Source organism: Paenibacillus sp. ISL-20 (assembly GCF_018613005.1).
In the GTDB taxonomy this organism is placed as follows: Bacteria; Bacillota; Bacilli; order Paenibacillales; family Paenibacillaceae; genus Paenibacillus_AQ.
This window is the reverse complement of the sequence record NZ_JAGGRD010000001.1, coordinates 170,311-194,940: the sequence shown is the minus strand read 5'-3', so window position 1 is coordinate 194,940 and position 24,630 is coordinate 170,311. Positions and strand designations below refer to the sequence as shown.

Annotated in this window: 22 protein-coding genes, 1 pseudogene and 1 riboswitch; of the genes and pseudogenes, 6 read left to right on the top strand and 17 right to left on the bottom strand. The window is 48.7% G+C overall.

Annotated features, from left to right (window positions below; translation table 11 throughout):
* The first annotated feature begins 113 nt into the window (after positions 1-113).
* On the top strand, positions 114-395 hold the full coding sequence (locus tag J7E85_RS00905; protein WP_006211013.1) for a CD3324 family protein: 282 nt from the start codon (positions 114-116) through the stop codon (positions 393-395).
* Between the two features lie 143 nt (positions 396-538).
* On the opposite strand, the gene J7E85_RS00900 is transcribed toward J7E85_RS00905, so the two are convergent.
* The 6 genes and pseudogenes from J7E85_RS00900 to J7E85_RS00875 form a co-directional block, all read right to left on the bottom strand.
* Positions 539-1,075 carry a hypothetical protein gene (locus tag J7E85_RS00900; RefSeq protein ID WP_215154047.1) on the bottom strand — a complete coding sequence of 179 codons (537 nt, stop codon included), beginning with the start codon at positions 1,073-1,075 and terminating at the stop codon, positions 539-541.
* Between the two features lie 20 nt (positions 1,076-1,095).
* The gene (locus J7E85_RS00895; protein WP_215154042.1) at positions 1,096-2,586 is read right to left on the bottom strand and encodes an amidase family protein; all 1,491 of its coding nucleotides are present in this window, start codon (positions 2,584-2,586) and stop codon (positions 1,096-1,098) included.
* Positions 2,587-2,873: 287 nt separating this feature from the next.
* A complete protein-coding gene (locus tag J7E85_RS00890; RefSeq protein WP_215154598.1) occupies positions 2,874-4,652 on the bottom strand; it encodes an ABC transporter ATP-binding protein in 1,779 nt (592 codons plus the stop codon).
* 28 nt (positions 4,653-4,680) lie between these two features.
* Positions 4,681-5,271, bottom strand: coding sequence for a hypothetical protein (locus tag J7E85_RS00885; RefSeq protein ID WP_215154040.1), 591 nt, complete (start codon positions 5,269-5,271; stop codon positions 4,681-4,683).
* A 5-nt stretch (positions 5,272-5,276) separates the two neighbouring features.
* Positions 5,277-5,798 carry a MauE/DoxX family redox-associated membrane protein gene (locus J7E85_RS00880; protein ID WP_251035387.1) on the bottom strand — a complete coding sequence of 174 codons (522 nt, stop codon included), beginning with the start codon at positions 5,796-5,798 and terminating at the stop codon, positions 5,277-5,279.
* Between the two features lie 710 nt (positions 5,799-6,508).
* Positions 6,509-6,914: pseudogene (locus J7E85_RS00875) on the bottom strand (DUF4183 domain-containing protein).
* 147 nt (positions 6,915-7,061) lie between these two features.
* Between J7E85_RS00875 and J7E85_RS00870 the strand changes: the two are divergent.
* Both J7E85_RS00870 and J7E85_RS34720 read left to right on the top strand, forming a co-directional pair.
* Positions 7,062-7,820: an IS5 family transposase gene (locus tag J7E85_RS00870; RefSeq protein WP_215154597.1), complete on the top strand. Its 759-nt coding sequence runs from the start codon at positions 7,062-7,064 to the stop codon at positions 7,818-7,820.
* Between the two features lie 227 nt (positions 7,821-8,047).
* On the top strand, positions 8,048-8,560 hold the full coding sequence (locus tag J7E85_RS34720) for a DUF4183 domain-containing protein (RefSeq protein WP_353049443.1): 513 nt from the start codon (positions 8,048-8,050) through the stop codon (positions 8,558-8,560).
* Positions 8,561-8,612: 52 nt separating this feature from the next.
* Here J7E85_RS34720 and fucU read toward each other — a convergent pair whose 3' ends face one another.
* The 4 genes from fucU to J7E85_RS00845 all read right to left on the bottom strand — a co-directional run bounded on the left by fucU (position 8,613) and on the right by J7E85_RS00845 (position 13,188).
* Positions 8,613-9,041 carry an L-fucose mutarotase gene (gene fucU, locus J7E85_RS00860; RefSeq protein ID WP_215154037.1) on the bottom strand — a complete coding sequence of 143 codons (429 nt, stop codon included), beginning with the start codon at positions 9,039-9,041 and terminating at the stop codon, positions 8,613-8,615.
* An 83-nt stretch (positions 9,042-9,124) separates the two neighbouring features.
* A complete protein-coding gene (locus tag J7E85_RS00855) occupies positions 9,125-10,636 on the bottom strand; it encodes a rhamnulokinase (protein ID WP_215154035.1) in 1,512 nt (503 codons plus the stop codon).
* A gap of 73 nt (positions 10,637-10,709) precedes the next feature.
* Complete coding sequence (locus J7E85_RS00850; RefSeq protein ID WP_215154033.1) at positions 10,710-11,369, bottom strand: class II aldolase/adducin family protein; 660 nt, start codon at positions 11,367-11,369, stop codon at positions 10,710-10,712.
* Positions 11,370-11,394: 25 nt separating this feature from the next.
* Complete coding sequence (locus J7E85_RS00845; protein ID WP_215154026.1) at positions 11,395-13,188, bottom strand: L-fucose isomerase; 1,794 nt, start codon at positions 13,186-13,188, stop codon at positions 11,395-11,397.
* A gap of 202 nt (positions 13,189-13,390) precedes the next feature.
* Here J7E85_RS00845 and J7E85_RS00840 point away from each other — a divergent pair, with 202 nt between their 5' ends.
* Positions 13,391-14,248: an AraC family transcriptional regulator gene (locus tag J7E85_RS00840; RefSeq protein ID WP_215154024.1), complete on the top strand. Its 858-nt coding sequence runs from the start codon at positions 13,391-13,393 to the stop codon at positions 14,246-14,248.
* A gap of 89 nt (positions 14,249-14,337) precedes the next feature.
* On the opposite strand, the gene J7E85_RS00835 is transcribed toward J7E85_RS00840, so the two are convergent.
* The 3 genes from J7E85_RS00835 to J7E85_RS00825 all read right to left on the bottom strand — a co-directional run bounded on the left by J7E85_RS00835 (position 14,338) and on the right by J7E85_RS00825 (position 17,916).
* Positions 14,338-14,805 carry a hypothetical protein gene (locus J7E85_RS00835; protein ID WP_251035357.1) on the bottom strand — a complete coding sequence of 156 codons (468 nt, stop codon included), beginning with the start codon at positions 14,803-14,805 and terminating at the stop codon, positions 14,338-14,340.
* 28 nt (positions 14,806-14,833) lie between these two features.
* The gene (locus J7E85_RS00830) at positions 14,834-17,113 is read right to left on the bottom strand and encodes a PrsW family intramembrane metalloprotease (protein WP_251035356.1); all 2,280 of its coding nucleotides are present in this window, start codon (positions 17,111-17,113) and stop codon (positions 14,834-14,836) included.
* A gap of 416 nt (positions 17,114-17,529) precedes the next feature.
* Complete coding sequence (locus tag J7E85_RS00825) at positions 17,530-17,916, bottom strand: 2Fe-2S iron-sulfur cluster-binding protein (RefSeq protein WP_098746473.1); 387 nt, start codon at positions 17,914-17,916, stop codon at positions 17,530-17,532.
* 227 nt (positions 17,917-18,143) lie between these two features.
* Here J7E85_RS00825 and J7E85_RS00820 point away from each other — a divergent pair, with 227 nt between their 5' ends.
* Positions 18,144-19,418 (top strand): stalk domain-containing protein, encoded by a 1,275-nt coding sequence (locus J7E85_RS00820; RefSeq protein WP_215154015.1) that lies wholly within the window; start codon positions 18,144-18,146, stop codon positions 19,416-19,418.
* A gap of 228 nt (positions 19,419-19,646) precedes the next feature.
* Here the strand turns inward: J7E85_RS00820 and J7E85_RS00815 are convergent, their stop codons facing one another.
* A complete protein-coding gene (locus J7E85_RS00815) occupies positions 19,647-20,123 on the bottom strand; it encodes a C40 family peptidase (RefSeq protein ID WP_215154014.1) in 477 nt (158 codons plus the stop codon).
* Positions 20,124-20,126: 3 nt separating this feature from the next.
* A riboswitch (cyclic di-AMP (ydaO/yuaA leader) is annotated at positions 20,127-20,257 on the bottom strand.
* A 258-nt stretch (positions 20,258-20,515) separates the two neighbouring features.
* On the opposite strand from J7E85_RS00815, the gene J7E85_RS00810 reads away from it, so the two are divergent.
* Entirely contained in the window at positions 20,516-21,043 is a 528-nt protein-coding gene (locus tag J7E85_RS00810) for a DIP1984 family protein (RefSeq protein WP_215154013.1), read from the top strand.
* A 396-nt stretch (positions 21,044-21,439) separates the two neighbouring features.
* On the opposite strand, the gene J7E85_RS00805 is transcribed toward J7E85_RS00810, so the two are convergent.
* The 3 genes from J7E85_RS00805 to J7E85_RS00795 are packed head-to-tail and all read right to left on the bottom strand — an operon-like array spanning position 21,440 to position 24,605.
* Entirely contained in the window at positions 21,440-22,393 is a 954-nt protein-coding gene (locus J7E85_RS00805) for an ROK family protein (protein ID WP_215154012.1), read from the bottom strand.
* A gap of 35 nt (positions 22,394-22,428) precedes the next feature.
* Entirely contained in the window at positions 22,429-23,115 is a 687-nt protein-coding gene (locus tag J7E85_RS00800) for a copper homeostasis protein CutC (RefSeq protein ID WP_215154011.1), read from the bottom strand.
* A gap of 29 nt (positions 23,116-23,144) precedes the next feature.
* A complete protein-coding gene (locus tag J7E85_RS00795) occupies positions 23,145-24,605 on the bottom strand; it encodes a leucyl aminopeptidase family protein (RefSeq protein WP_215154010.1) in 1,461 nt (486 codons plus the stop codon).
* Positions 24,606-24,630: the final 25 nt, after the last annotated feature.

The following is a 24,630-nucleotide window of genomic DNA, read 5'->3' as shown; positions in this document are numbered from 1 at the left end:
CTAAAAACCCAAAAAAACCAATATCACGAAAGGAGGAGGGCAAGCATGATCAATGCAATTGTTTTGAAACTCAACGATAGCTTAAATATGTATACAGAAAGAGGAGGGCATCGATGGGCCATTACAAGAACGGAAGAGAAGTGCTTCCCCCCGAGCTGCTGCAGCAAATTCAACAGTATATAGATGGAGAATTACTCTACATACCGAAACAGAGCGAGCAAAGAGCCGGCTGGGGAGAGTTAAGCGGTTCCAAACAACGCATCGAAAGTCGAAATAAAGAAATGTATCGCGCTTACTGCAAAGGACGGTCCATTGAGGAATTGGAACGGACCTACTTCCTGTCTGGAGAAAGCGTGCGCAAGATCATAAGTAAACTTACCCGCGTAGGGACCTGAATCGATGAGATTTAACGGTCTGCACACGGATTAACATAGGACTGTTCCCCTCGGGCGCAGTCCTTTCCATTTATACGAATGCTACTACATAATAGAAAATGCCCGACTGTAGGTGAATCTACAATCGGGCATTTTTTTATATTCTAGTGATCTTCCCGCTTCTCCCCCGCGACATCCCAACGATGGCGAAATTTCTCCAATCGCGGATGAAGCTGCGGCGGCTCGGACAACAAAATCAGCCTCAGCTTCACGATCCATTCCTCGAATGAAGAAAAAGATGCAAACACATTGGCCATCTCAGGTGTCAGTATAAGAAAATGGGGACTTCCGTATTTCTCTACCAGATGACGAAGCGCGGTATCGATCGGTGTGTATTTTTTCCGTTTCGACTCGAAGGGTTCAATCACAACCGATGATCCTTCATGCTCCTCTATCCATTCCTGAAGCTGTTTCTCCCGCTTGTAATAAGGGCTAACCGGCTCCTTGAACATCCGCCTGGCCGTCTCTTCATGCAGCGGATACAGCACCAATTTTACAAATGACCGTTCTTCTAAAATGGCAGCAGCCTGCTCCAAATCCTTCTGGATCTGCTCGAAGAGGTCGTAGAATATTAAGGTCCCTTTGGTTGTCGGCTTCGGAGGCTCGTAACCGTAAGGAACATACTCCAAATTGCGCGGCATGATGGAACTTCACCTCTCTTTTACTCTGATGACTGGGATGAAAGCTTTGGTGGAACCCGATGCTGGGTAGCCTGCTCAAAGCCGTAAGCTAATTGGATCAGTACGGACTCGCTATATGCCGTCCCGATTAACGTAATGCCCTGTGGTCCCTTCGTAATATAGCCTCCAGGTGCAATGACGCCATTCTCGGCATAACCGCCGGGAACGGTAACCGATGGATACCCTGCCCGGGCAGCCAAATCTGGTCCATATTCATTACCCAGAAACAGCAGGGCGTCCAGCTGATATGTCTGCAGAACATGGTCAATCCCTCTCGTTCCCGCCATTTCTTTATTCTTCTGCTTGCTCTCAAGATACTCTGCTTCGGTTAGCGTACCGCTCGTCTCCTCGGCCCAAATCAATGTCCCCTGTCCATATTTCAAGGCAGCATCGGCGTGTGCCTCATTATAAGCGATAACTTCAGCCAACGAATGAACCGGCAGAGACGCGTCTAGGTTCGCCAAATAATCATTGACATATTTCTTGAACTCATAGCGAAGGACATTGGCATCCCACTTGGTATCCTGGCAAGGCAGCTCCACCGGATCAATAATAGTGGCTCCTTGATCCCGCAGCACTTCAATGGCGGACTCTACAATATTTAGTCTATCCCGATCCAGGTGCTTATAGTAGTATCGGGGAATCCCGATTCGAGCTTTCTTCAAATAACTCGAATCCAGAAACTTCGTGTAGTCCTCCACCCTATTTTGAGGATCTATCTTGGTCACTTCGTCCAAATCATCGGTTCCCGCGATCGCGCTAAGCAGAATTGCGGCATCTTCCACCGTTCTGGTCATCGGACCGGCCGTATCCTGCGTATGGGTGATGGGTATAATACCTGACCGGCTTACCAGTCCGATCGTCGGCTTAATGCCAACCAGACTGTTCTGGCTGGAAGGGCTGATAATCGATCCGGATGTTTCCGTCCCGATGGCCGCTGCAGCCAAATTCGCCGCCACCGCAGCACCGGAGCCTGAGCTTGAACCTCCAATGAACATTTCGCCAGGGCCGTATGGATTTAACGTAAGTCCATGTCTTGACGAATATCCAGCCCACATCGTCGACGACATGAAATTCGCCCACTCGGTCATATTGCTCTTACCCAAAATAACAGCACCCGCCTTACGCAGCTTCGCTGCAACAAAAGAGTCTTTCGTGGCAAACGAATCCGCAAGGGCGATGGAGCCGGCGCTCGTATGCAGCCGATCCCCGGTGTCGATATTGTCTTTGAGCAGGATGGGAATCCCGTGCAGCAATCCTCTTGCTCCCTGGTCTTTGCGCTCCCGATCCAACTCCCCGGCAATTTGCAGCGCTTCAGGGTTCACTTCAAGAACCGAACGGAGAATTCCATCGTATAACCCGATCCGCTCCAGATACAATTGAACCAGCTCAACTGAAGTCATCCAACCCTCTGCCATCGCCTGCTGCATATCCGAAATGGTTGCTTCCACAATCCATGTTTTTTTATCCATGATCCTATATAGTCCCCCTGACTACTTATCTTTCTGACCTTATGGTAGGTGATGGGGATTAATGTTTCATATTTTAGCCTCCAGTCTGTTTATATCCTTATTTAATTCGGAATTCAGGAACAAAATTCCTCTTATTATGCGTAATCCAAGCGGTACCTGTATGTTTCCGTCTTCCCTGATCTATGCTTGCTATCTCTTTAATCGCCAACGAAACACAAAACGCGGACCAAGAATAGTTCTTGATCCGCTCCTGTCCCCATTCGAAATCTTCAACTTAAGGTACGATTCTACCGATACCATTGAGCCTGCTTGTTGAACATCTCGGCATAGTGGGCACCCTGCTCAATTAACTCCTCATGTCTTCCCTCTTCGACGATTCTCCCATCCTTGAGAACGAGAATGCGGTCCGCATGTCTGCAGCTTCCCAATCGGTGGGATATGAATATGGCAGTTTTGCCATCGGTCATGGACATCAGATTCTCGAAAATGGCGGATTCCGTCAACGGGTCTACTGCTGCTGTCGGCTCGTCCAGATAAATCACTTCGAAATCCCGATAGAACGCCCGGGCGATCGCTACCTTCTGCCATTGGCCCTGAGACAGTTCACGCCCTCCCGAGAAACGCGTTCCAAGCTGGGTTGTAACACCATCCTGCAGCGATTTCGCAAGTGAGGTCATCGATGCCTTTTCCATGGCATCATTCAATTGGCGATGCGCTTGACGATCATCCGGATCAATCTCCCGCAGCGCTATGTTGGCCTCAAGGGTCAATTCATATCGGTAAAAATCTTGAAAGACCGCCGTTACTCTACTGCGAAAGCTCGCAGGATCATAATCCTGTATCGGGACGCCGTCATAACGCACGACGCCATGCGTCGGTTCATACAGTCCCAGCATAACTTTAACGAGGGTGCTCTTCCCCGCACCGTTCTCGCCGACAATCGCGACCTTCTCTCCGGGCTTGATGCGAATCGTCAAATCCTCAAGAACAGGCTGTTCCTGATTCGGATATCGAAATGTTACGCCTTCCACATCGATTCCTTCCCGTAAAGGCGTGTCCATCGGCAGGGCTTGATCCGTTTGCGGAACCGGCGTATCCAGAAAATCAAACAGTTCATGGATGAACAAACCGTCATGATAGATTTGCCCGATGTTCTGACTGATGTTTTGTATGGAATAACGGGTGTCCTGTACCGCTTGATAGAGCGCGACATAGCTGCCGATGGTTAGTTTGACGCGGGAGCCGATCCATATGAATACAGCTAAAATACTAAAAGAAAAAATCGTAACCGCCGATTCCACGATCAGGCGATTCTTCATATTTTTCCGTTCGACGCCCAGCATTTCATACGTATTCTTAAAATAGATGCCCCGCCATTTGTTCAATAAGTAGTCTTTAGCATGAAACAGCCGGATTTCCTTGGCCGCTTCCTTCGTCTGCAGCAACTGGTTCATATACGCCGCCATCCTGGAAGAAGCGGTCTGCTGATGGATCACCACGAATCGGGAAGTGCCCTCTTTCTTCTGGATGATCAGCAGTGGTATGATCAGAAGCAGCATGACAATAGGCAATATGTAATGAAAGCTAAACAATAGAATGAGCAAACCGACCAGCGTAATGACGCTCTGTGCAATCGAGAACATGTAGAACACCATGTTAATACCGCAGATATTCAGATTGCGCAGAGCCCGCTGCAGCTTATCATAGCTTTCTGGAGATTCAAAGAATACGAACGGAAGCTTGCTTAACTTCTCAGATACCTGAAGGTTAAACCAGAAGGAGACATAAGCATTCATCTTTCGCTCGGTATACTTTTGAAGGGAGGCCAGCACAATGCCAATCAGCATAGCCATCAGTTGAAGAACCAGCCAATATAATGCGTTGATTGGAGCTTCGCCCCGGGTCAGAACGCCGGTAATGGTGTTTATGACTTGAGCTGTAACGTAAATCTGTGCTATGGGCAGAAAAGCTTGGAGTAAATATATCATCGTAGATCTAGTAAACATGCGTGGTGAGACACGGTACACCTGCTTCATAACCTCAAACATCAGGTTTGCATATTTCATGTTGTACAACCTTGAGCCTCCTTCGTCATTAAGCCGATTTGTTAAGGGCTGAAGGTTTTGCCTGCGGCAGCTGCTTGATCATTTGTTCAAAATGATGCAAGTAATTGGTTACGCTTTTGTTGATCACGATCTGCTCCTCAGATAAATAGAACGCCAACGGAAACCGGTTCACCTTAAACGAATCGATCAAAGCCCGATCAGCCCAGACCACCTGCAAATCCGTTAATCCGTTGGCACTGGCCATTTCAGCAGCCTCCTCGGCATCCTGGGCGTACAGAAACAACGTAATCGGAAGTTCCGGATGCGATGTCATGAACGTTTTGATGGCTCCGTATGTTTCCTTGCATGCATTGCAATGATTCATCGTGAACAGGAGGATTTTGGACTTATCGTCATACAGATTAAGGGGGTCCCCGTTCATGCTCACATAGGTTGTTCGGGGAATCTGCATGCCGAGCTCTAGTCCCTCCTTCGGAACGGTCGGTTCCTCATCACCGCTTACGGCTGCCTGCGGCCTCAACTTCAACTCTCGAACATGCCGATACAGCTTCATGACGAAGAAGGCCAAACTGAATATCAAGCCATATTGAATCACGAGTACAGTTGTAATCAAATCCATAGATTTTATTCTCCCCTCGCCTGTATGGAATCAAGAGTATAAACATTCAATGCGATTAACGAAATAGCGGCAATCCCGACTGAGGACAGCAAGGTGAGAACCGCCTCTTGGACCGGCATACTGAGTGGATTCACGGGTTCTGAAAAAAGCCAAATTAGCGCATTTAATAAACCTAAGCATGCAACTTTAACAACCGTATTCCTGCCGAGGGTCTCATTAGACCATGAGCCGAAGCAACTGCACGTTATCTCCTGTTTCTGCACGACCCTGGCTTGGTAAACAGCGTAGCCGAACCCCGCCAGCAAAATAAAAATCGCGATTTGCGCAAGTATTCTGCTCCAGGAAAACAATAAACCTGCCCCAGCTGCGATCTCAACGGTGCAAATGAGAACAGGTACAATCGGTAAGCGACCTGCAGGCAGCTGCAATCGTTCGATTGTCATCCTGAAATCCGCTAACGACAACAGTTTCGACACTCCCGAAAACACAAAAATCAAGCTCAGATACATTAGGCATAGCGCACTCATGGACACGGTTCATTCTCCTTCCCGACAACCAGGGAGACCAAGCCCCCATCCGATGACATTGATATCTTGCTAACACTGCTCCTTGCTGTTCTTCTTCGCTGTTCACTGTCTCTCTTTCATATTGCAATTGCAATGGACCCGTCATCATAATTGATACCTCACTCTTCAACGGTGATAAGAAACCAGAGAACCGGCGCTAAATATAAACAGCGGAACAAGGAGTTCCGCTGTTTATGCATGCGCTTTCATAAAAAGTTAGCAGCCGCAAGTATATCTCTCTTCGGAACCATTGCCGCAGTCCCATACCTCAAGACGAACGCCAAATTTATCACGTCCGCATTGCTCCGTTGTGTTACAGGAAGTATGACGAAGAATACACATAAATGTTCACCTCCTTTCAAGTCATGAAATTCATCCATATATATGAAAGGTGTTGCCGTGCTGAAGGATCGAGGTGTATTAAACGCTGGATGTAGGAGCTTTCATTTCATAAGCCGAAAACACTGTAAGCGGGTTCAATTCAGAAATAGCGTAAGAGGAGCTTGTCCTAACTAACTAGCTTTCAAGATATTACAAATATACTATATTTGTAATTTATTACAAGGATAATATCTTACAGTAAAATAATAGGATATTATCCCTTGTTTAAGAAATCACATAATAAGGGTTGCCCCTCTCATGTTGAGCAGGGAAACCCTTTTGCTTGGCTGTTAACTAATGATCGTAATGACTGGCGCCGATATCGTCGGCAGTGTCGTGGTTGTGGATGCTGTATTTGTGAAGCTGGCAATTTCCAATAAAACCGGTATCCCGACTGGAACATCCGTAGTATCAAGCACTAAGCTGGCGGTTGTTAATGTCGATAAAGCAAGTTGTTGAAGCATGCCGTTAATATACACATTAAAGTATTCTGTACCTGTCAACGCGGGGAACGGCTGCTTCGGCATCATCGACAAAACTCGTTGCCGGCATGGTAATCGAGTCTGCTCCAATCATCCCCTCAGCAATCAGTGCAAAATAACGGGTTACCGCTGGCGTTACCGTTGTGGTGATCGTTCCGCCTGTTGCAACGGGAACTGTTGCGACAGCGGTAATAATAGGTTTGATTACTGGCATATCATCACTCCTCTTCTGTTGGGATACAAAAATATGGCTCTGCCACATTATCATTAAATGGGTTTTGACTCTGGCATTCTCCCTATTATTTTCAAAAGGGCCTGTATGCAAACTGTGACCCCATAATTTGGGTAATTAATAAGTATGATGAGACGATATGAAATACGTGACGACCAATGGGAAAAGATTAAGGACCTACTGCCACCGGAACGAAAACCACAAGGAGGGAGACCCCCGAAAGACCATCGTCATATGCTGAATGCCATGTTATGGATTGCACGCACCGGTGCCCCTTGGCGGGATTTACCGGAATACTACGGCTCTTGGTCCAGCGTTTACAGCCGATTTCGCCGCTGGCAAATCGCCGGCATTTGGGACAAAATCTTAGAGCATGTCTCCATTGAACCTGATTGGGAAAGCGTCATGATTGACGCGACAATCGTCCGTGTCCACCAACATGGATCGGGAGCAAAGGAGGGCCTCAAGCAAGCAATAGGGCGTTCTCGTGGCGGACTAACCACCAAAATTCACGCCGTGGTTGATGCTCTAGGTAATCCCCTGCGCTTTAAGCTAACAGGAGGTCAATGCCACGGTTCGGTAACCGGCTACGAAATGTTAAAACAGATGGATCTAACGAAAAAACAGGTGTTGGCTGATCGAGCGTACGACACCTATCAAATTCTTCATTTGTTAGAGCAGCAATCAGCTACACCTGTGATACCCAGTAAGAAAAATCGCCGCAAACCAAGAAAATGGGATAAAGAAATTTACAAAGAACGGCATCTCATTGAATGTTTCTTCAATAAAGTAAAACATTATCGTCGGTTGGCGACTCGCTTTGATAAGTTAGCAAGCTCATTCAAGGCTTTTTTAACGCTGGCATCAATTATGGTCTGGCTCGCTTAGGTTTGCATACACGAGTAATCACCAATGATCTGGTCGAATTATCCCTGAAGGAAGGATAAATGTCCACTCCATTCTCCCTCAAATGACACAAACTAAGTACATACCATTCATCCGGGACGGTGAAAAGACTGAAAACTCCCTTGATCAAACGAAAACGGTGTCCTAAGCTAAAGCCTGCCAGACATCCGAAGCGCAGAAGTTTTAAGAAGAGCAAGTGCAAACATATCGTGTCACCAGGTAACAGAAAATGGAAACGCCACTCCAGATCCACTCATCTGTCTGTCCAGCAAAAACCTCAAGGGGCAAACGGTCCTGCAGGTTTCCCTGGAACACCCGGACTACCAGGAAGCCAAGGTCCTCAGGGCTCTTCAGGCATTCAAGGCATTCCCGGGGTGCCAGGCATCCAAGGATTACCCGGTAGCGTGATTGTGCCGGAGATCATTGTAATGCCGACCACGCTTCGTTATTTTTACGTCTTGATGTCCGAAGTTAATCTGGATGCTCCCTTTGTCATATCTGCCCAGCAATTTACGGATGATGACGGAAACCATACATTTCGGAGCATTGAGGTCGGTCCGAACACCACCTCCACGGTTTATATCAACGGCATGATTCAGGAAGGCCGAATATACACCCTCACGCCGGAAGCACTAACCTTGTATTCTCCCGGCGATGTACTCCTGGCCGGCACACCGATCTTGCTGGAGGTTTTATACCTCACCGTTCAGGTGGTGGCTTAAAACACACAAAGACCCCCCACTGCGTTCAGGCAGCGGGGGGTCTTTAGCATAATTAAATGACAACGCCTTTTTTGAGGATCACATTTGCATATAGCGCCTTTTCACCTGTCGACACGATGGCATAAGCTTTCTTCGCCCGTTCATAGAACGAGAATCGCTCTACCTCATCAAATTCTATGGGGACGCTGTGAAACTGCTGAACGATCTCACGGTATTCACCCCAGATCGGAGTTTCCACGGTATCCCCCGGCATCACAGCCATCAGCGCTACCGGGGACTCAACATACGTATCCAGCGGGAATAACGGCAATATCGCATTTAATAACGCAGGAATCCCGTGTCCGTCCGCCCGTACCAACCGCTGGGCATGACTGGCTGCCGGAAAATTGGCATCACCGAGCACAATTTCATCCGCGTGACCCATCTCCATCAGAATCTTCAGCAGCTCAGGCGAAAGCAAATGAGATATGCCTTTTAGCATGGTATGACATCCTTCTCTATCAGATTTAGATATAAGGCTTGGATACGTTAGGAGACCGTCAGTCTCTAAAATATCACTTAACCTCACTGTTGAACCTGCTGCTGTTCGATAATGGTCTTGTAATGTTGGAATGCTGTCTCCCAATTCTCGTTGGACTCAGGCTCGTACCAGGCAAGCGGAAAAGACCGCTTGACGAGTTCTACTCCCTCTTCCCGATTGCGCAATGTACCATTCGCCACAAATTGAACCAGCATATTCCCGATCGCACTTGCTTCAATCGGTCCGGCCCACACCGTACGGCCCATGGCATTGGCCGTATACCGGCATAACAGCTCGTTTTGAATGCCGCCGCCAACCATATGAAGCCCATCGTAATACTGTCCTGTAAGAACCTCCATCCGCTCAAGCACTTCACGGTATCTTAGGGCCAGGCTCTGCAGGATGCACTGGACATACTCTCCGGTGCTATGCGGAATAGGTTGCCCTGTCTCCCGGCAGTAATCCCGAATTTCAGCCGTCATATCCGCCGGATTCATGAAGCGCAGGTCATCCGGATTTATGAAGCTGCGGAACGATTCCGCATCCTGTGCGAATTCAACCAGCTCTGCAAAAGAATACGTTAATCCTTGATTCTCCCATTGCCGCTTGCACTCCTGAAGAATCCAAAGGCCCATGATATTCTTCAGCAATTGAAAGGTTTGATAAGCTCCACCCTCATTGGAGAAGTCTGCTTCCAGCACGTCTGTATGGACAAGCGGGTCCGGAAGCTCGGTTCCAAGAAGTGACCAGGTTCCGCATACAAGATAGGCAAAACGGAATGTGTTCGCCGGAACGGCTACCACGGCGGATTCCGTATCATGCGATGCTACAGCAATCGCTTTAATCGCCGGAACGCCCAGCTCTTGTGCCACAGTATCCTGCAGCCTTCCAATCACGGTTCCCGGCTGCACAGGTTCAATGAACAGGGATGCGGGAAGCCCCAGCTCCTCCATTAACGGTTCATTCCACTTGCCTTCAGTAACATGGTATAGCTGAGTAGTGGTTGCCATAGTAAACTCGCACGCCTGGACCCCCGTCAGAAAATAGTTCAGAAGATCCGGAGTGAGCAGAAACTTATCCGCAATTTCCAGCATCGGGGATTTTGACTTCAGCATCGCATTTAACTGGAAGATCGTGTTAAACGGCATGAATTGCAGACCGGTTTCTTGAAACAGACGTTCTCTGCCGACCTGGTCGCAGGTTTCCTCCACCATGCCTTCCGTCCGCAGATCCCGGTAATGATAAGGAACTCCGATGAGCTCTCCATTACGGTCAATCAGTCCATAATCGACGCCCCATGAATCGATGCCATAACTGACCGGTTGATAGCCGGCCTGGAACGCTTTGCGGATGCCATGCTTAACCTCCTGCAGCAGCATCGGGAAATTCCAGTGCAAATGCTTTCCCATCTGGACGGGTATATTGGCAAAGCGGTGAATCTCGGTAATCTTTAGCGTGCCGGGTGATTCATGATCAGAAGAGGTGATCTCGCCCAGCAGCGCCCGGCCGCTGCTGGCCCCCAAATCAAACGCAAGCACCGCAGATGATTTGCTCATAAGCCGCATCCTTTCTCACCTTTAGTACTATATCGATCCGAGTTTGAACAACCGGATCTGTTCCACAATCTTTCTATTTCATCTTCTGCAGAAGCTGAATACGATAATCTTCGCTCTCCAGTGCAGCGATATCATCCACTTCCTGGTCTGTCAGCGGCACCGGTGTGCCGGCTGCCTTGGCGCTCAGATAAATTTTGGCGCTCTCTTCAACCACCTGAGTTCGGTAATACGCTTCACGCAAATTCCGGCCGGTTGTGACCAGTCCATGATTACCAAGCAGGATGGAACTGGCCGAAGTCACTTTCTCCGCGACGGCATCTGCCAGCAAATCTGTCGTTGGAATGATGTAAGGGATATAGGCCGTACGTCCAACCAATGCCGCCTGGTCGGGAAACATCACCGGCAGTTCCTTCTCAACCAACGTGAAGGCAATGCAATAGGATGGATGTGTATGCACCATCGCCCCGATATCGGGGTTGCTCCGGTATCCATACAGATGCATCAGCACTTCGGACGAAGGTCGTAAACCTATATCGGTAATATCGCCGGTCGGGATATCCACTTCAATCCATTGCTCCGGTTCAATCTCCTCCAGCGCAAAACCGCTCGGGGACAAATACATTTTGTCCCCGGCTCTGGCGCTGATGTTTCCTCCCGGTCCTACAACGAGTCCGCTGTCGACGATTTTTTTGGCATACTTGCAGAGCTCGTTTCTAGTTTCCATATTCAGCATGATGTCCTACTCCTCTCGATTGACCTTATTTATACAGAGGACCGAAGTTCTGACAAGCGCGGAAATCGGCGCTCTCCGGATCGGTCGTTCCGAACATCCCCCATGCACGCGGGCGGAACACCTCTTCGGCAGTCACATTATGCATGTTGACTGGAATACGCAGAACCGAAGCCAGGGTGATCAGATCCGCTCCGATATGTCCGTAACTGATCACGCCATGGTTAGCACCCCACTGGTTCATGACCTCATAAACGCTTGAGAACGCACCCTGTCCCGTAAGATTCGGTACAAACCAGGTCGTTGGCCATGTTGGATCGGTACGCTTGTCGAGCGTATCGTGTACCTCCGCCGGCAGGTCCACGGAATAACCTTCAGCGATTTGCAGCACGGGACCAAGTCCTTTTACCAGGTTAAGACGGAACATCGTCATCGGCATGCCGCCACGCGTCAAGTAGTCAGTCGAGTAACCGCCGCCCCGGAAATACTCCAGGTTAGCCGGTCTCCATTGCGTGGCCTTCAGCGTGCGATCGACCTCTTCATCCGTGATCTCCCAGAACGGTTTCATGGCCGGTTTGCCGTCAATCTCCTGTTCACCCGTTCCATCCAGCGCAGCCGAGCCGGAATTGATCAAATGCAGGATGCCGTTCTCCGCTTTGCCTTCAAGCTTATAGCCGGTAACCCGTTCTACCGAAGCCGGACTCCAGTACGTCCGCACATCCGCGAAAATCTGTGCCGTATTGGTTAACAAGTATCCGAACAACATGCCGACTCCGTTCAGGCTGTCATTCTCCGTTGCCACGATATATGGCGAACGTCTGCCGTTCCAATCGAAGGAGGAGTTGAGGATAGTCTCCAGGAAGTCTCCGTTAGGGGAATGATCCGTCCACTGACGCTGACCTTGGAATCCGGAAGCGATTGCGCTGTGGCCCTGAGCTTCCTCTTCGAAGCCAAGCTCCTTCAGACGCGGATTGCCGATCATCAAATCGCGGGTGATCAGCGTCATTTTGACAACAGTTTCCCACTCCAGATCCTTGCGCTCCCGGCTGTTCTGTAGATGATCCGGATTGTTATCCGCTCCTTCCGTACAGTTCTCCTTCACCCAAGCGAGCGCCTGCTCATACTCTTCAGGGTCATAAATGCCTTCTTCCAAGCGGCGGGTAAACTCGCTCATGTCCACATATTCATTCCGCATGCCCAGATACTCCTGGAAGAAGCTGTCGTCCACGATCGAGCCGGCGATGCCCATCGACACCGAGCCCATAGATAAATACGATTGTCCGCGCATATACGCTGCAGCCAAGCCGCTCCGTGCAAAACGCAGAAGTTTCTCTTGAACGTCATCCGGAATCTGGGTATCCCCTTCATCCTGAACGTCTTCGCCATAGATGCCGAATGCAGGAAGCCCCTTCTGGGCATGGGCCGACAATACAGCGGCCAGGTAAACCGCCCCTGGACGTCCTGTTCCGTTGAAACCCCATACCGCCTTCGGACGGGAAGGATCCACATCCATCGTCTCGGTGCCGTAACACCAGCAAGGCGTAACAGTTATGGTCAGGCCGACCTCGGCATTCTTGAATTTTTTGGCGGCTGCAGTCGCTTCGGCAACACCACCAATGCACGTATCCGCAATCACGCATTCAACCGGCTCGCCGTTCGGATATTTGAGCTCCCTGGTCAACATCTCGGCGACAGCCTTAGCCAGATTCATGGTCTGTTCCTCGAGAGATTCCCGTACCCCTCTCCGTCTTCCATCTATCGTAGGGCGAATGCCGATTTTCGGAAATCCGTCCCGCCATCTGTAATCGTTTTCAATTGTCATGTAAATCACGCCTCCCTATTAGGAATATGACATCATTGTAAGATTATTCTGTGCAAGAGATAACCCACTATTTTGTTATATCGGATCTTAATTTCAGCAAGACAGTGAACCTTTCCGGATAAGGATGTAAACGATTTCTGCATCGAAGGGTGTTATGCATTATAATAGGTAGAGGATGTTGCTTTCCAGGAGGGACAAGAACGTGCCAAAGATCGAAATTTCGCATAGCAAAAGCGATCACTTCCGCTTCATCAAAAATCCACAGCTGCTCTTTGCCGGGCAGGTCGTGGACGAGGACTTCTTTTATGGACCGCCGCAAATTCATGATTTCTGCGAGATCATCTATGTAGTAGAGGGACGCGGAGAATTTACTATTGCTGGAAAAATATACGAACTCCACAAAGGCGATGTCGCGATTTATAACCCCGGCATTCCTCACGAGGAGAGATCTATCACGGACGGGCCTTTTAAGGTGATCTACTGCGGTGTGGATTCGCTTCACATTGAAGGGGTTCCCCAGGGGATGCTGCTCCCGGCCTATGTAGAGCCGGTCATATCCTGTGAGAAATACGCCTTTAAAGTGGAAAGCTATCTTTCCGAGATCCTCCGTGAATGTGACTCTCAGGTGCTGGGATATGAAACGCTGAGCACCAACCTGCTGATGTCATTGATTACCGTAATCTATCGTATTGTGGATGTGAAGCACCAATTCCAGTCCTTGAAGGGCAAGAACGAGATCGCGCTGCGGACCAAACACTTTATCGACACCAACTATACCCAGAGCATCAGTCTCAAGGACATTGCCGATACGATGTATGTCAGTCAGCATTATTTATCCCATCTGTTCAAAAAAGAAGTCGGCGATTCCCCCTTCAATTACTTGATATCCCGCCGGATTGAAGAGGCCAAGCGCCTGCTGGCAGATTCTGAAATGCCGGTGCATGAGGTTGCTTCTCAAGTGGGTTACGGCAACGATAAGTACTTCTCGATGTTATTCAAAAAAATTACCGGACAAACGCCGAGCTCGTTCCGGGAACAAAGTAAAATGGCCATGGAGTAAAGCGATTCATAATTGTAGACAGTTAAAAAAGCTCATTCCTCCTCATCGTTCAAATGGAATGAGCCTCTGTATGTTGGTTACTTATATAATTATCCAGAATTATCACTAGGGTTTTTATAACACCAATCTGAGTCATATGGTTGGGATTTTAATTGTTGCACGTCTTCCCAACTGTAAACCCAATCATAATCCGCAACCCAAAAATAGTCGTCAGGATTTATTTTGAGATAATGATATATAAATCGAAATACTAACTCTTCGACGCCAAAAATATCTTCAATTGTTCCTACTTGATATAGTTTATGATTGGAATCCAAACCCACATCCTCATAGTAAAAAAAATCAAGTTGTGGATTATCCAATGCATCTACATAAAGTATAAACGATTCATTATTTTCTCTTACTTTCTTATCATTAATATTCAACGTCGTAGAAAGCAATTGTCCATTGCTGGCATAATTTTTACTGTTATGAAAATTCAGCATTACATCCGCATGAAAAGCAGAAATAATAGAATCAGCTAAAAGACGCTCCGGTGTATACTTTTTTTGGTTCATTAAGATAAAAGCAGAAGTCCCCATCCTTTTATAAAACCCCCTTCAGTTTCTCCAGTGAGTTAACGATCGTAACACCTTTAGATTTTATGGTTTCCAGCATGGCTTGTTGTTCGGGTCTTAAATTACTCAATGACTTATCAATATACAAAATAACCTTTTTATTCTCTGGATTAAAGAATAAATCATGAGTTGGATCCGTAAATTTATTAAATTGATCTACTTTTACCGCTCTAATAGATGCTTTGACTTCAATAATCGCATCTTTTGTTACGACGTCTAAATCACCGGCAGCTTGACCATCACTCCTCATAACTTTTTGTGCATACGCTTTTACGTCTGTTTCATTTCTTACAAAGTCCGCAACCTTAGCCTCAGTTGCTTTACCAACGTCTTTACTATTTAAGAATTGGTCAATATCTCGATTAATATTTTTCGGAGATTGATCAACCCAAGTAAGTTCATTTCCAGCTGGATTCGTATATATTGTTTTATCTTTAACCTTAACGATGCTGCCTATGGTCTTATCTTGTTCCGTCCCCTCATCGGCTTTATCCTTATTCGGTGGCGAATCGTCATCTGACTTCTTGGGATTGTCATCCGGCTTCTTGGGCTCGTCATCCGGCTTTTTGGGATCATCATCCGGCTTCTTGGGATCGTCCTGATGCTTGCTCGGGCCGTCATGCTTCGGAGGTTTCGGTTTAACCGGGACGTCGATATCCGGCTTCCGGGAACCGAGCTTATCCAGAAGCTTGCGCACATAGCGGCGTCCTTTCTTTCCTGCCCAGCTTAACGCTTTGCCGAATGGGATTCGGCTTAATACAATGCCTGCAGCCACGGAAAGCGCATTTTCGGGAGTCAACAGCTTCTTCGGATCGCGGATATAACCGGCAATCTCATGACCGCTCCCGGCGATTCCCATCCCTGTCATTGCGATGCCAAAAGCCGGCCAGAATCCAACGAACAGCAGTGACAAGGCAAGAGCTCCAAGAAGGATCGCGCCCTGTTCATACCAATCCAGCCGATCCCACCAATCTTGCAGCGAGTCGAACATGCAGGCGAAACATGCCGGTTCTCCTCCGCTCGTGTGTGCCCCGATGCCTGCGAACAGACCGGCCACGAGCAGAATTATAGCGAGTCCGGTTAACGCCTGGCAAAGAGCTTTTACCCGAGCATCGATAGGCTCCTGTCTACCAGCCGCTTCTTCATTTCCATAAAGCAAATGAAATCCAAGCTCCCTGCGCTCCCGGTAAAATCCTAGCCAATATACGAATTTCCCACGGTCCAGACAAAAAGAGCGGGTCATATTCCACAGCTCGGTAAACGGATTAAGCAGCGGCTCGTTCGGCAGCGACGGCAGGCGGATTCGTATTTTGTTCAGCGACCAATAGTCGGCAGTAATCGATGCGAGCAGCATCAGCAGGAAGGCCGGCTGAGTTTTATAACCGCTGCCGGTCCAATCATGAAGCCGTAACACCCAACCCGGCAGCTGATACTGACCGTTATAAGCCGCGTGATCCAGGATGGCCCACAGCAACATCATTGCCGGGAACAGAAAAACCCATTTCGTCAGTTTTGTCCGCAGCCGATAGGCTATTCCGCACGCAAGCGCGATCATGGCGGTATGCACAGGATGACCGACGGTCATCAGCGTCGGAAAGACACTTTCTTCGAAACGCCCGGGAAACAGCGAGAACAAATCCCAATGGATCGTTTCGCCGCCCATCCATGTAAAGCTGTAGCCGAACTTTTCCGCAAGTGGGCCGGAACTTAGCCATCTTCGGGAGAGCTCTTCCATCAGTTGAAAGCCAACGCCGGTCGCCGCGCCGATGAGCGTGTAATCGCTTAAACTCAAAGCGGAAGCTCGACGCGAGAACAACAGAAATATGCCTAGCGGAAGGAGCTTCCACAATTCTTCGAAAATTGGCGTGATCACGGCAATGGACCAGGTGTCAGATGTGCTTCCGCCGAAAAGCACGTGGAGAGCATTGACTGTAAGCGTCGTAAAAGGTACGACAAGAAAAACGCCTGCCAGAACGAACAGCACAATCTGCTTCCACGGTATCGTTTTGCTTCGGCATAGAAACCAAAATTGCAGGAGTACATAAAACGACCATAAATATTGAACCATCATGGTACGCGATTCTTTAACGAAAAACAAGCTTAAAACAAACAGGATTAGAGACAACCAGGAAAATATCGTATACGCCGTTTTAATAAACGGATATTTCTCAATCCAGGACCGGCCAGTTCGATAGATAGACTCCAGGAAATCCCGAATTCCGGTTCGGATGGACCAGATCGAATTCATAACGGTCGCCTCCTTTAAAAGCGGCTTCGTGCGAGCAGGACATCTCCCTTGATGGTCGGTCCGGCCACGAGTAATGATAAGAACTCATAAAACCATGGTCACCGATCGATCGCAGCGGAGGTTTTTTTGAGTATCTCCGCAAATTATCTATAGTCTGTTTTTTACAAGATATTAGTAGTATAGTCATTCTAGTAAAATGTGGCAAAAGGCGCTAGTCTCAAATCTGATAGATATTTTCAACAACATCCCGGGAAACGAAGTTTGTTTATCAAGGTGGCTTACTTTTGTTCCCCATGAAAAATCCCCTCCAAGTAAACGGATGTGCTCTTTCTTCGCACTGTCTACTTGAAGGGGATTATATCCATTGTACGGCTGCCTGATTTTTTAAATATGGACGGCATCCGCCTTCTATGTCGTCAAAAGTATGGGGCATGCTTGATTTTGATGGGACCGACCGCTTCGATCTTGCTCTGGCATCCCAGACGATATCCTTCTTCGATCTCCTCAGGATCCAAGCGTTGTTCTTCGGCCAGATTGGGCTCGGACAAATACTCGATTCCCTCCGCCACCATGCAGCGGCAGCGCGCACAAGTTCCTCTTTTGCAAAAAGAGTTCCAGTCCACGTCATTCCGTTCGGCCAGATCAAGCACCGTCATGCCAAGAACAGGCGCCACACTGCGACGAACCTCGCGACCTGTTAGTTCAATGATCCGATCCGGTACGGCTTCGATCATCTCTTCCGGGATGGGCGAGTTGTTGTCTTCGCTATTCCTACCCTTTTTGTTTTTCCAGAATTTAAACACGCGCGTTATCCCCCTATGCATGTAATCATCAGGTTATGTATAAAATCCTTCATTTATTATACCGGAAAGTTTAAAAAATCAACATGCTTACTCTTATCTATTCTATGACATTGACATCTTGGAATTGGAACTCTATGAAAATTTTGCTATACTAGCGTATGCTAGACCTAATTCCATATTCTATGAAATCATTCTATTATTTAATGGATCGGAGGAAATACCAAAGCATGCTGCATAAACAAATAGGAAAAACAGCTGTCGCTGCCGTTCTTGCCTTATCCTTGCTCGGCACCGCACCCCATGTTGGTCAGGTACATGCTGAGCCTGCCATATCGGTAAAGCTGGATGATGTTACGCTAACCTTTGATGCGGCTCCGCGGGTAGACAAAGGGGTCACCTACGTTCCATTCCGGACGGTCGGTGAAGCGCTGGGCATTCAAATCACCTGGAATAGCAAGACGCAAACCGTAAAGGCCATCGGCAGTGTGAAAGGCCAATCGACTGAAGTGTTACTTCAGGTAGGAAGCACGACAGCAACCGTCAATGGAAAACAAGTGAAGCTTGCGGCCCCGCCAGTTCAACGGGAAGGCCGTGTACTGATCCCGCTTAGCTCGTTCAGCAGCCAATTCGGTGTCGATGTGGGCTGGAATCAGGCAACTCGCACGGTCTCCCTTGTATCGCCGCAGCGCGAGATGCATTTGAGAGCTTTCTATGCCATAGAATCTTACCAAGAGCTGGATCTCGTGGGATCGATGAATTCAGTCGCCTTTGGATGGAGCCGCATCGATCGTGAAGGTCAGTTTACGCTTCAAGGTAACGAATACCGCCTGCCCGCTTCGGACGGAGATGTGACACCTCAATCGATTGTTGCTGATGCTGCGGACCAGAAGATTAAACCATACCTCATGGTCTATGCCTTAGATGGAAACGGCGAATTAACCAAAGTCCTGAGCGACAGCAGCCTGCGCCAAAAGTCCATTGAAGGCATCACATCCGCGGTTGCAGAAAATGGATTCGGCGGCGTTGTGCTTGATTTTGAAGGGCTCGGTTTTAAACTGGATGCCGTGAAACAGCAGAAGCTGCTCAATGATTATGTCAAGCAATTGAAGGCAGCATTGCCCAAAGACATTACCCTGTCCTTAGCGGTACCGCCATTGAACAGCGCCTATAAAGGTTACGATTACAAAGCGCTGGCCTCCATCGCCGATGATCTCATCGTTATGGCCTATCAGTACAATCCGGTCGGAACCAAATCTCAGGTACCCGAACCAAACAGCCTGGTGGACCAAGCGATCCAGTTGGCACTCCAAGCAGGTGTCCCGAAGCAGAAGCTCCTACTCGGCATCAGCCTATTTAGCGAAACCGGTACTTCCGTGGACGATAAGCTCGGTTTGGCCAAACGCTATGATCTGAAAGGTGCTGCTTTCTGGCGTCTTGGCCTGTTCCGTCTCTATAATAACGGGATGGAAGCAGCTGTGAATGCCTCTGTTGTTAAGGAGTAACCGAACAACCCCTGTGGGATTGACAGACTTATAGTAAGAAAAACTTCTATCGACATACTTTCACAGTTGACAGACCGCAGTTAGTAGACGTTTTTCTTGCGATATCAGGAAGTCACAAGCTTCGAAGTTTATACTTTCTGATATCTAAAAAAAAGAAAGCCTGACAAGGACATCCCTTGGTCAGGCTTTCTGATTATGTATTGAACCCTAAACTGCAATGTAATTCAATTAGCTTGCGCTTCCTACCAGTCTCGCATAATTTTCTTGACTCAACACACGACGTGCCGTGACATAACGCGGCTCGTAATATGAATCGCTAAGCTTGCTGATTCTGACTCCCTTGCTGCTGGAAGCATGTGCAAATTCTCCATCACCAATGTAAACGCCTGCATGAGAAATTCCGCTGCCGCTCGTATTGAAGAATACCAGATCTCCAACACGCAGATCTTCGCGATCCACATGTTCCCCGGCGCTAGCCTGGCTTTGGGATGTGCGTGGAAGATCCATATCGAAATTTCTAAACATGTACAGAATAAATCCGGAGCAATCAAACCCGCTAGTGGTCGTTCCGCCCCATTTGTATGGCGTTCCTACCAATTGCTTCACTTGATATTGAAAATTCGGTTGTTGATCAGCAAATGCTGATACGGCACCAGAAGAAAAAATAATTGCAGACCCTAGCAAAGTGATGACAAACTTCTTCAAAATATGTTCTCTCCTTCGATGCCTACGGAGTTAGCTAAAGGTTCGGTTGAAGGTTCCCTATACTCTCTATACAAGAGTAATTCACCCAAGACGGTTCCCCCGTTTTCACAAACGAAATTCGGCAAAATTCATTAACGTTTTGTAACCTTCTCTTAATATAGTATACAAGCAAGGATGCTGTCAATCATATCCTAAAAATCTATCATTTTATGTTTGGAGCTGTCGTAAAGATGAAGAATTTCTGCCGGATATTTGTTACCATCTCACACAGTCATGACAATTATGTAACTCTGCTTCCTTCTCGAACTGCTTTTTTTAATAATCTAGCAACTTTTTACAGAACTACGCGTTTACATAATCAGAAATGAAATTAAAGAGGTGATCCATCCCTTATGAGTCAAATTACGATGGCAGAAGCTTTGGCTGTCCGGGCAGCAATCAACCGTCTCATCAATCAATTGATGTCGGAACGATTGAACAACAGCAGCACGATCATTGAAAAAGGGGAGACGGCGGAATACCCTACGCGCAGCGTGGATGTCATTACGGAAGAGATCGAAGCGGCCGCGGCGGATTACAGAAAGCTGGATTTGCTGATGGCAATCTCCAATACAACGCAAACCATTAGCTGGAACGGCTCCGACATGACCATCATGGAAGCGATCGAGCTGGCCAAGCAGATACGCAGCAATATCGGGCAGCTTGCCCATCTCGGCTCCCGCAAGAAGCTGGAGCGCCAGAGCAGCCGTGGCAGCGGAGACGGTGCCGTAACGCTGTTCAACGTCGCTTTATATGATCCGGAAGCTTATCAGGCGCAAGCGCGCAAGAAGGAACGCGAAGTAACCAAGCTCTCTTCACTGATTGAACATGCCAATCATACGTCCATGATTACGTTTGACGCATCCAAGTACATGGAATAGCGGCAGCCGCCGGCTCCAAGTCTACAGGTCACCCCACGTGCGGGTTTGGAGCCGGCGGTTTCCGCCGGCATCGCGGGAAAGTGTGAGCAACCGTTTATTGTTTGTCGGATACAAACAAACCTAACCAGGAAACCAAAAAATCGCCTCCAGTGAAAACGGATGACGGCTTACGGTTCACGCCTGTCACCTGTCACATGTTACGGACTTATTACGAAAAAAAATGATCGCTCCGTTTCCCGCTATCTATGAATAATTGGAAAGCCGCCCCAGAAGGGCGGCTTTTGTCTAATTCACTTAAGCACGGTTAACATGAAACTGCGTTGCCAATCCGAACGCTCTCTATCTAAGCTCTATTCCATCCTTTATCCTATCCGTAACCTTCTCTTTACCCCTATGCTATTGGAACAAGGCCGCAGCTCCAACCAAACCAACATCATCCCGAAGTCCTGCAGGAACGATCTCGTACGTGCCTAAATAGGATGGCATGACCAGCTTATCTGTCATTTCCCGCAGCTGCGGAAATAAAAGATCGCCCGCTCTGCTTACTCCCCCTCCAATCACGATGCGATCGGGGTTGAAGCTGTGAATGACGTTAACCAGTCCAAGCGCCATATAATAGATGGCACGATCGATGACCTCTACTGCGACGGGGTCATGAAGTCGTTTTGCCTCAAACACATGCTTGGCGTTCACTCCCGCCTCAGATGCGGCCAGTTCAGAAATTACGCTGGGCTGGGTGAGCATCCGCTGGGATGCTGCCTGGCCGATGGCCGTTCCTGAAGCAAATACCTCCCAGCAGCCGTGGCTCCCGCAATTGCACTGCGGACCGTTCGGATCAATGATATGATGTCCCAGTTCCCCAGCAAATGAACTGCTGCCCAGGAACAGCTTCCCATCCAGCACGATCCCTGAGCCGATGCCGGTGCTTAGCGTCACGTACACCATGTTCGTCGACCCTCTTCCGGCACCTCTTACATACTCTCCCCATGCGGCTGCATTCGCGTCATTCAGCACCTGAACCTCCGTATGCAGATCACGTTCCATCCAGGCTTTGAGGGGGACATTCGTCCATTCCGGCAGATTCGTACCATGAATGACAATCCCCTCCCTACTGTTAACTGTTCCGGGTGAAGCCATCCCTACGCCTCGAAGAGGGTGGCCGTCCGACACGCTGCGGATCATGTTCGTAATTCTCGCGACCACTTCTTCAGCCGTACGCGCACCCGCTGTCTCCATTTGCTCCCGGTTCAGCAGCTGTCCTTCGGAATCAAAGAGCGCTGCCGCGATCTTCGTACCCCCAAGGTCAACGCCAACCACAAATTCTTGCTGTTTATTCCATACGGTTTGCAATTTTTGTTCACCTGTTTCCGATAGGTTTGCTACTTCTATTGATGTATGCTCTCAGCCAGCGATCGCAGCTCGACCGGATCGATGGGCTTCAGCCCTGATCGACCGTACCGAACAGCTGAGCCGAAATGGACCTCGCTCACACCGGTCCGGTCGATAAAATCGTGTATGATTTCCCACTTCAGACCATTGCCGGCCAATATTTTAAGTTCACTGCCTGCCGTTTGTTCTACAAGCTCCCGAATTCTCGGGATGGCCTGCGGTGCAGGCTGCGGCCCTCCTGACGTTAGGACACGGGTAACCGACGGGTATTTCTGCAATGTACGCAGTCCTTCGAACTGATCCTTCAGTTCATCAAAAGCCCGGTGGAACGTGACTTGCATATCTCCTGTCCATTCCAGCATTTTGACCAAGGAGTCCTCGTCAATCTTCCCTTCCGGAGTCAGCATGCCAAGCACAACGCCAGCTGCACCTGCCTTGCGGATCGCCTTAACCTCCGCCATCATGGTAGCTATATCATGTTCGTTGTACACAAAGGATCTGCTATGAGGTCTGACCATGACATGTACAGGGATCTGAACGGCTTTCACAACCTCTTCAACAAGCCCGATTCCCGGCGTAAGCCCGCCTTCGGTTATCGCTGTGATTAATTCCAGACGGTCCGCGCCATTCTTCTCTGCTGTGATGGCATCATCCATGCATGTTGCGATTATTTCAAGCAGCATCGTCGTCACTCCTTACTGAAGTTGATTCTTTATGCATGGAGAAACTGCTTCTCCACATAATCGGCGAGCAATCTTGCACCATAGCCGGTCGCCCCCGCTGCGGAGTGGGGGAATTCCCTTTTATACTGGACCGTGCCCGCCATATCGATGTGCACCCATTTTATGGAATCCGCCACAAAATGACGGATAAACAGCGCAGCCGTTATAGCGCCTGCCAAAGTTGACGTACCCACATTTTTCAGATCGGCATAATCGCTTCTGAGATCCGATTCGTACTCGTCCATCAGCGGCATAGGCCATAGGCGCTCTCCGTTACGCTCACCGATCTCAACCAAATCGGCCGTAATCTGTTGATCACCCCAGATGCCCGCAATCTCCAAGCCCAGTGCAGCTCCGACATTACCGGTAAGGGTTGCGATATCAATCACCTTATCTGCGCCAAGTTTCGCTGCATGCAGCAGCGCATCCGCAATGATCAATCTCCCCTCCCCATCCGTATTCGCTACCTGAACGCTTAAACCATTCGGGTAATGAACAACGGAAGAAGGAAGCATTGCATCCGGTCCCGATAAATTATCCGCAACGGCTATAAGCGCCGTTACTCGTACCGGAGCTTTTTGCGATACCAGAATATCCATGGCACCCACGACGGCTGCAGCGCCTCCCATATCCATACGAGCATCGCTGATGTCTCGGCCGATTTTGACGTTCATCCCGCCCATATCAAAGGTTACGCCTTTGCCAATGAGCACAATATGAGGACTTTCCTTCTCGGAATCCACCCCATTATAGGAAATCTCAATCATGGCAGGCTCGTATTTGCTGCCGGCACCCACAGCGATCAGACCGTTCATCTGCCGATCATGGAGCTCTTGTCCGCGATACACATGAAGCTGAACGGGTGCCTTCTTGAAACGATCCTCGACAACCGCAACAAACGCTTCCGGATTTAGCGTTTCCGGTGATTCATTCACCAGGTCTCGGGTGAGCTGCGTCCCTTCGATTCGGATTTCTGCCGTCCGTATGATGGCTTCCATCTCTTCACGGGAAAGCCCCTGCCAATCTTCCTGTCGAAGATTTAGGGACAGAGCCTGCAGATTGGCCGTAACCCCGCGATGCTTATTGAATTGATATAATCCATACATCCAGCCTTCAACCCACGCCTGAAGTTCTTCTTCCACCGAAATCCGGGAAGAAGCCCGGTCATCGCGGATTGAGGTGCGTATCAGTACTGCGCTTGATTTGTATTCCTTGAGCAGTGCTCTCGCAGCTGATGCGCCTATTCTGCGCACTTGCTCCAACGTCAGGTTCGAGCGCTGCCCCATTCCAACAACGAGATCGTCCGCTTCTTGATCGGAGCGGCCATAGAACCAAGTCAGCTTCATGCTATGCTTTCGAGATTCCGTTAAACGAAAATGAGACTCCTCGCCCTCATAAACCACATAAATCGAAGTATCTGCCAATGAAGCTTCATCTATTGTGATGTTCATATCGAGGTCTTCCCTCCTTTATAAA

Coding starts and splice junctions, on each gene's coding strand:
- J7E85_RS00850 (WP_215154033.1), bottom strand. CDS start 11,369: ATGCTGAATATGGAAACTAGAAACGAGCTCTGCAAGTATGCCAAAAAA.
- fucU (WP_215154037.1), bottom strand. CDS start 9,041: ATGCTAAAAGGCATATCTCATTTGCTTTCGCCTGAGCTGCTGAAGATT.
- J7E85_RS00820 (WP_215154015.1), top strand. CDS start 18,144: ATGCTGCATAAACAAATAGGAAAAACAGCTGTCGCTGCCGTTCTTGCC.
- J7E85_RS00795 (WP_215154010.1), bottom strand. CDS start 24,605: ATGAACATCACAATAGATGAAGCTTCATTGGCAGATACTTCGATTTAT.
- J7E85_RS00890 (WP_215154598.1), bottom strand. CDS start 4,652: ATGAAATATGCAAACCTGATGTTTGAGGTTATGAAGCAGGTGTACCGT.
- J7E85_RS00810 (WP_215154013.1), top strand. CDS start 20,516: ATGAGTCAAATTACGATGGCAGAAGCTTTGGCTGTCCGGGCAGCAATC.
- J7E85_RS00845 (WP_215154026.1), bottom strand. CDS start 13,188: ATGACAATTGAAAACGATTACAGATGGCGGGACGGATTTCCGAAAATC.
- J7E85_RS00835 (WP_251035357.1), bottom strand. CDS start 14,805: ATGAACCAAAAAAAGTATACACCGGAGCGTCTTTTAGCTGATTCTATT.
- J7E85_RS00885 (WP_215154040.1), bottom strand. CDS start 5,271: ATGGATTTGATTACAACTGTACTCGTGATTCAATATGGCTTGATATTC.
- J7E85_RS00855 (WP_215154035.1), bottom strand. CDS start 10,636: ATGAGCAAATCATCTGCGGTGCTTGCGTTTGATTTGGGGGCCAGCAGC.
- J7E85_RS00900 (WP_215154047.1), bottom strand. CDS start 1,075: ATGCCGCGCAATTTGGAGTATGTTCCTTACGGTTACGAGCCTCCGAAG.
- J7E85_RS00905 (WP_006211013.1), top strand. CDS start 114: ATGGGCCATTACAAGAACGGAAGAGAAGTGCTTCCCCCCGAGCTGCTG.
- J7E85_RS00870 (WP_215154597.1), top strand. CDS start 7,062: ATGAGACGATATGAAATACGTGACGACCAATGGGAAAAGATTAAGGAC.
- J7E85_RS00800 (WP_215154011.1), bottom strand. CDS start 23,115: ATGCTGCTTGAAATAATCGCAACATGCATGGATGATGCCATCACAGCA.
- J7E85_RS00830 (WP_251035356.1), bottom strand. CDS start 17,113: ATGAATTCGATCTGGTCCATCCGAACCGGAATTCGGGATTTCCTGGAG.
- J7E85_RS00895 (WP_215154042.1), bottom strand. CDS start 2,586: ATGGATAAAAAAACATGGATTGTGGAAGCAACCATTTCGGATATGCAG.
- J7E85_RS00880 (WP_251035387.1), bottom strand. CDS start 5,798: ATGAGTGCGCTATGCCTAATGTATCTGAGCTTGATTTTTGTGTTTTCG.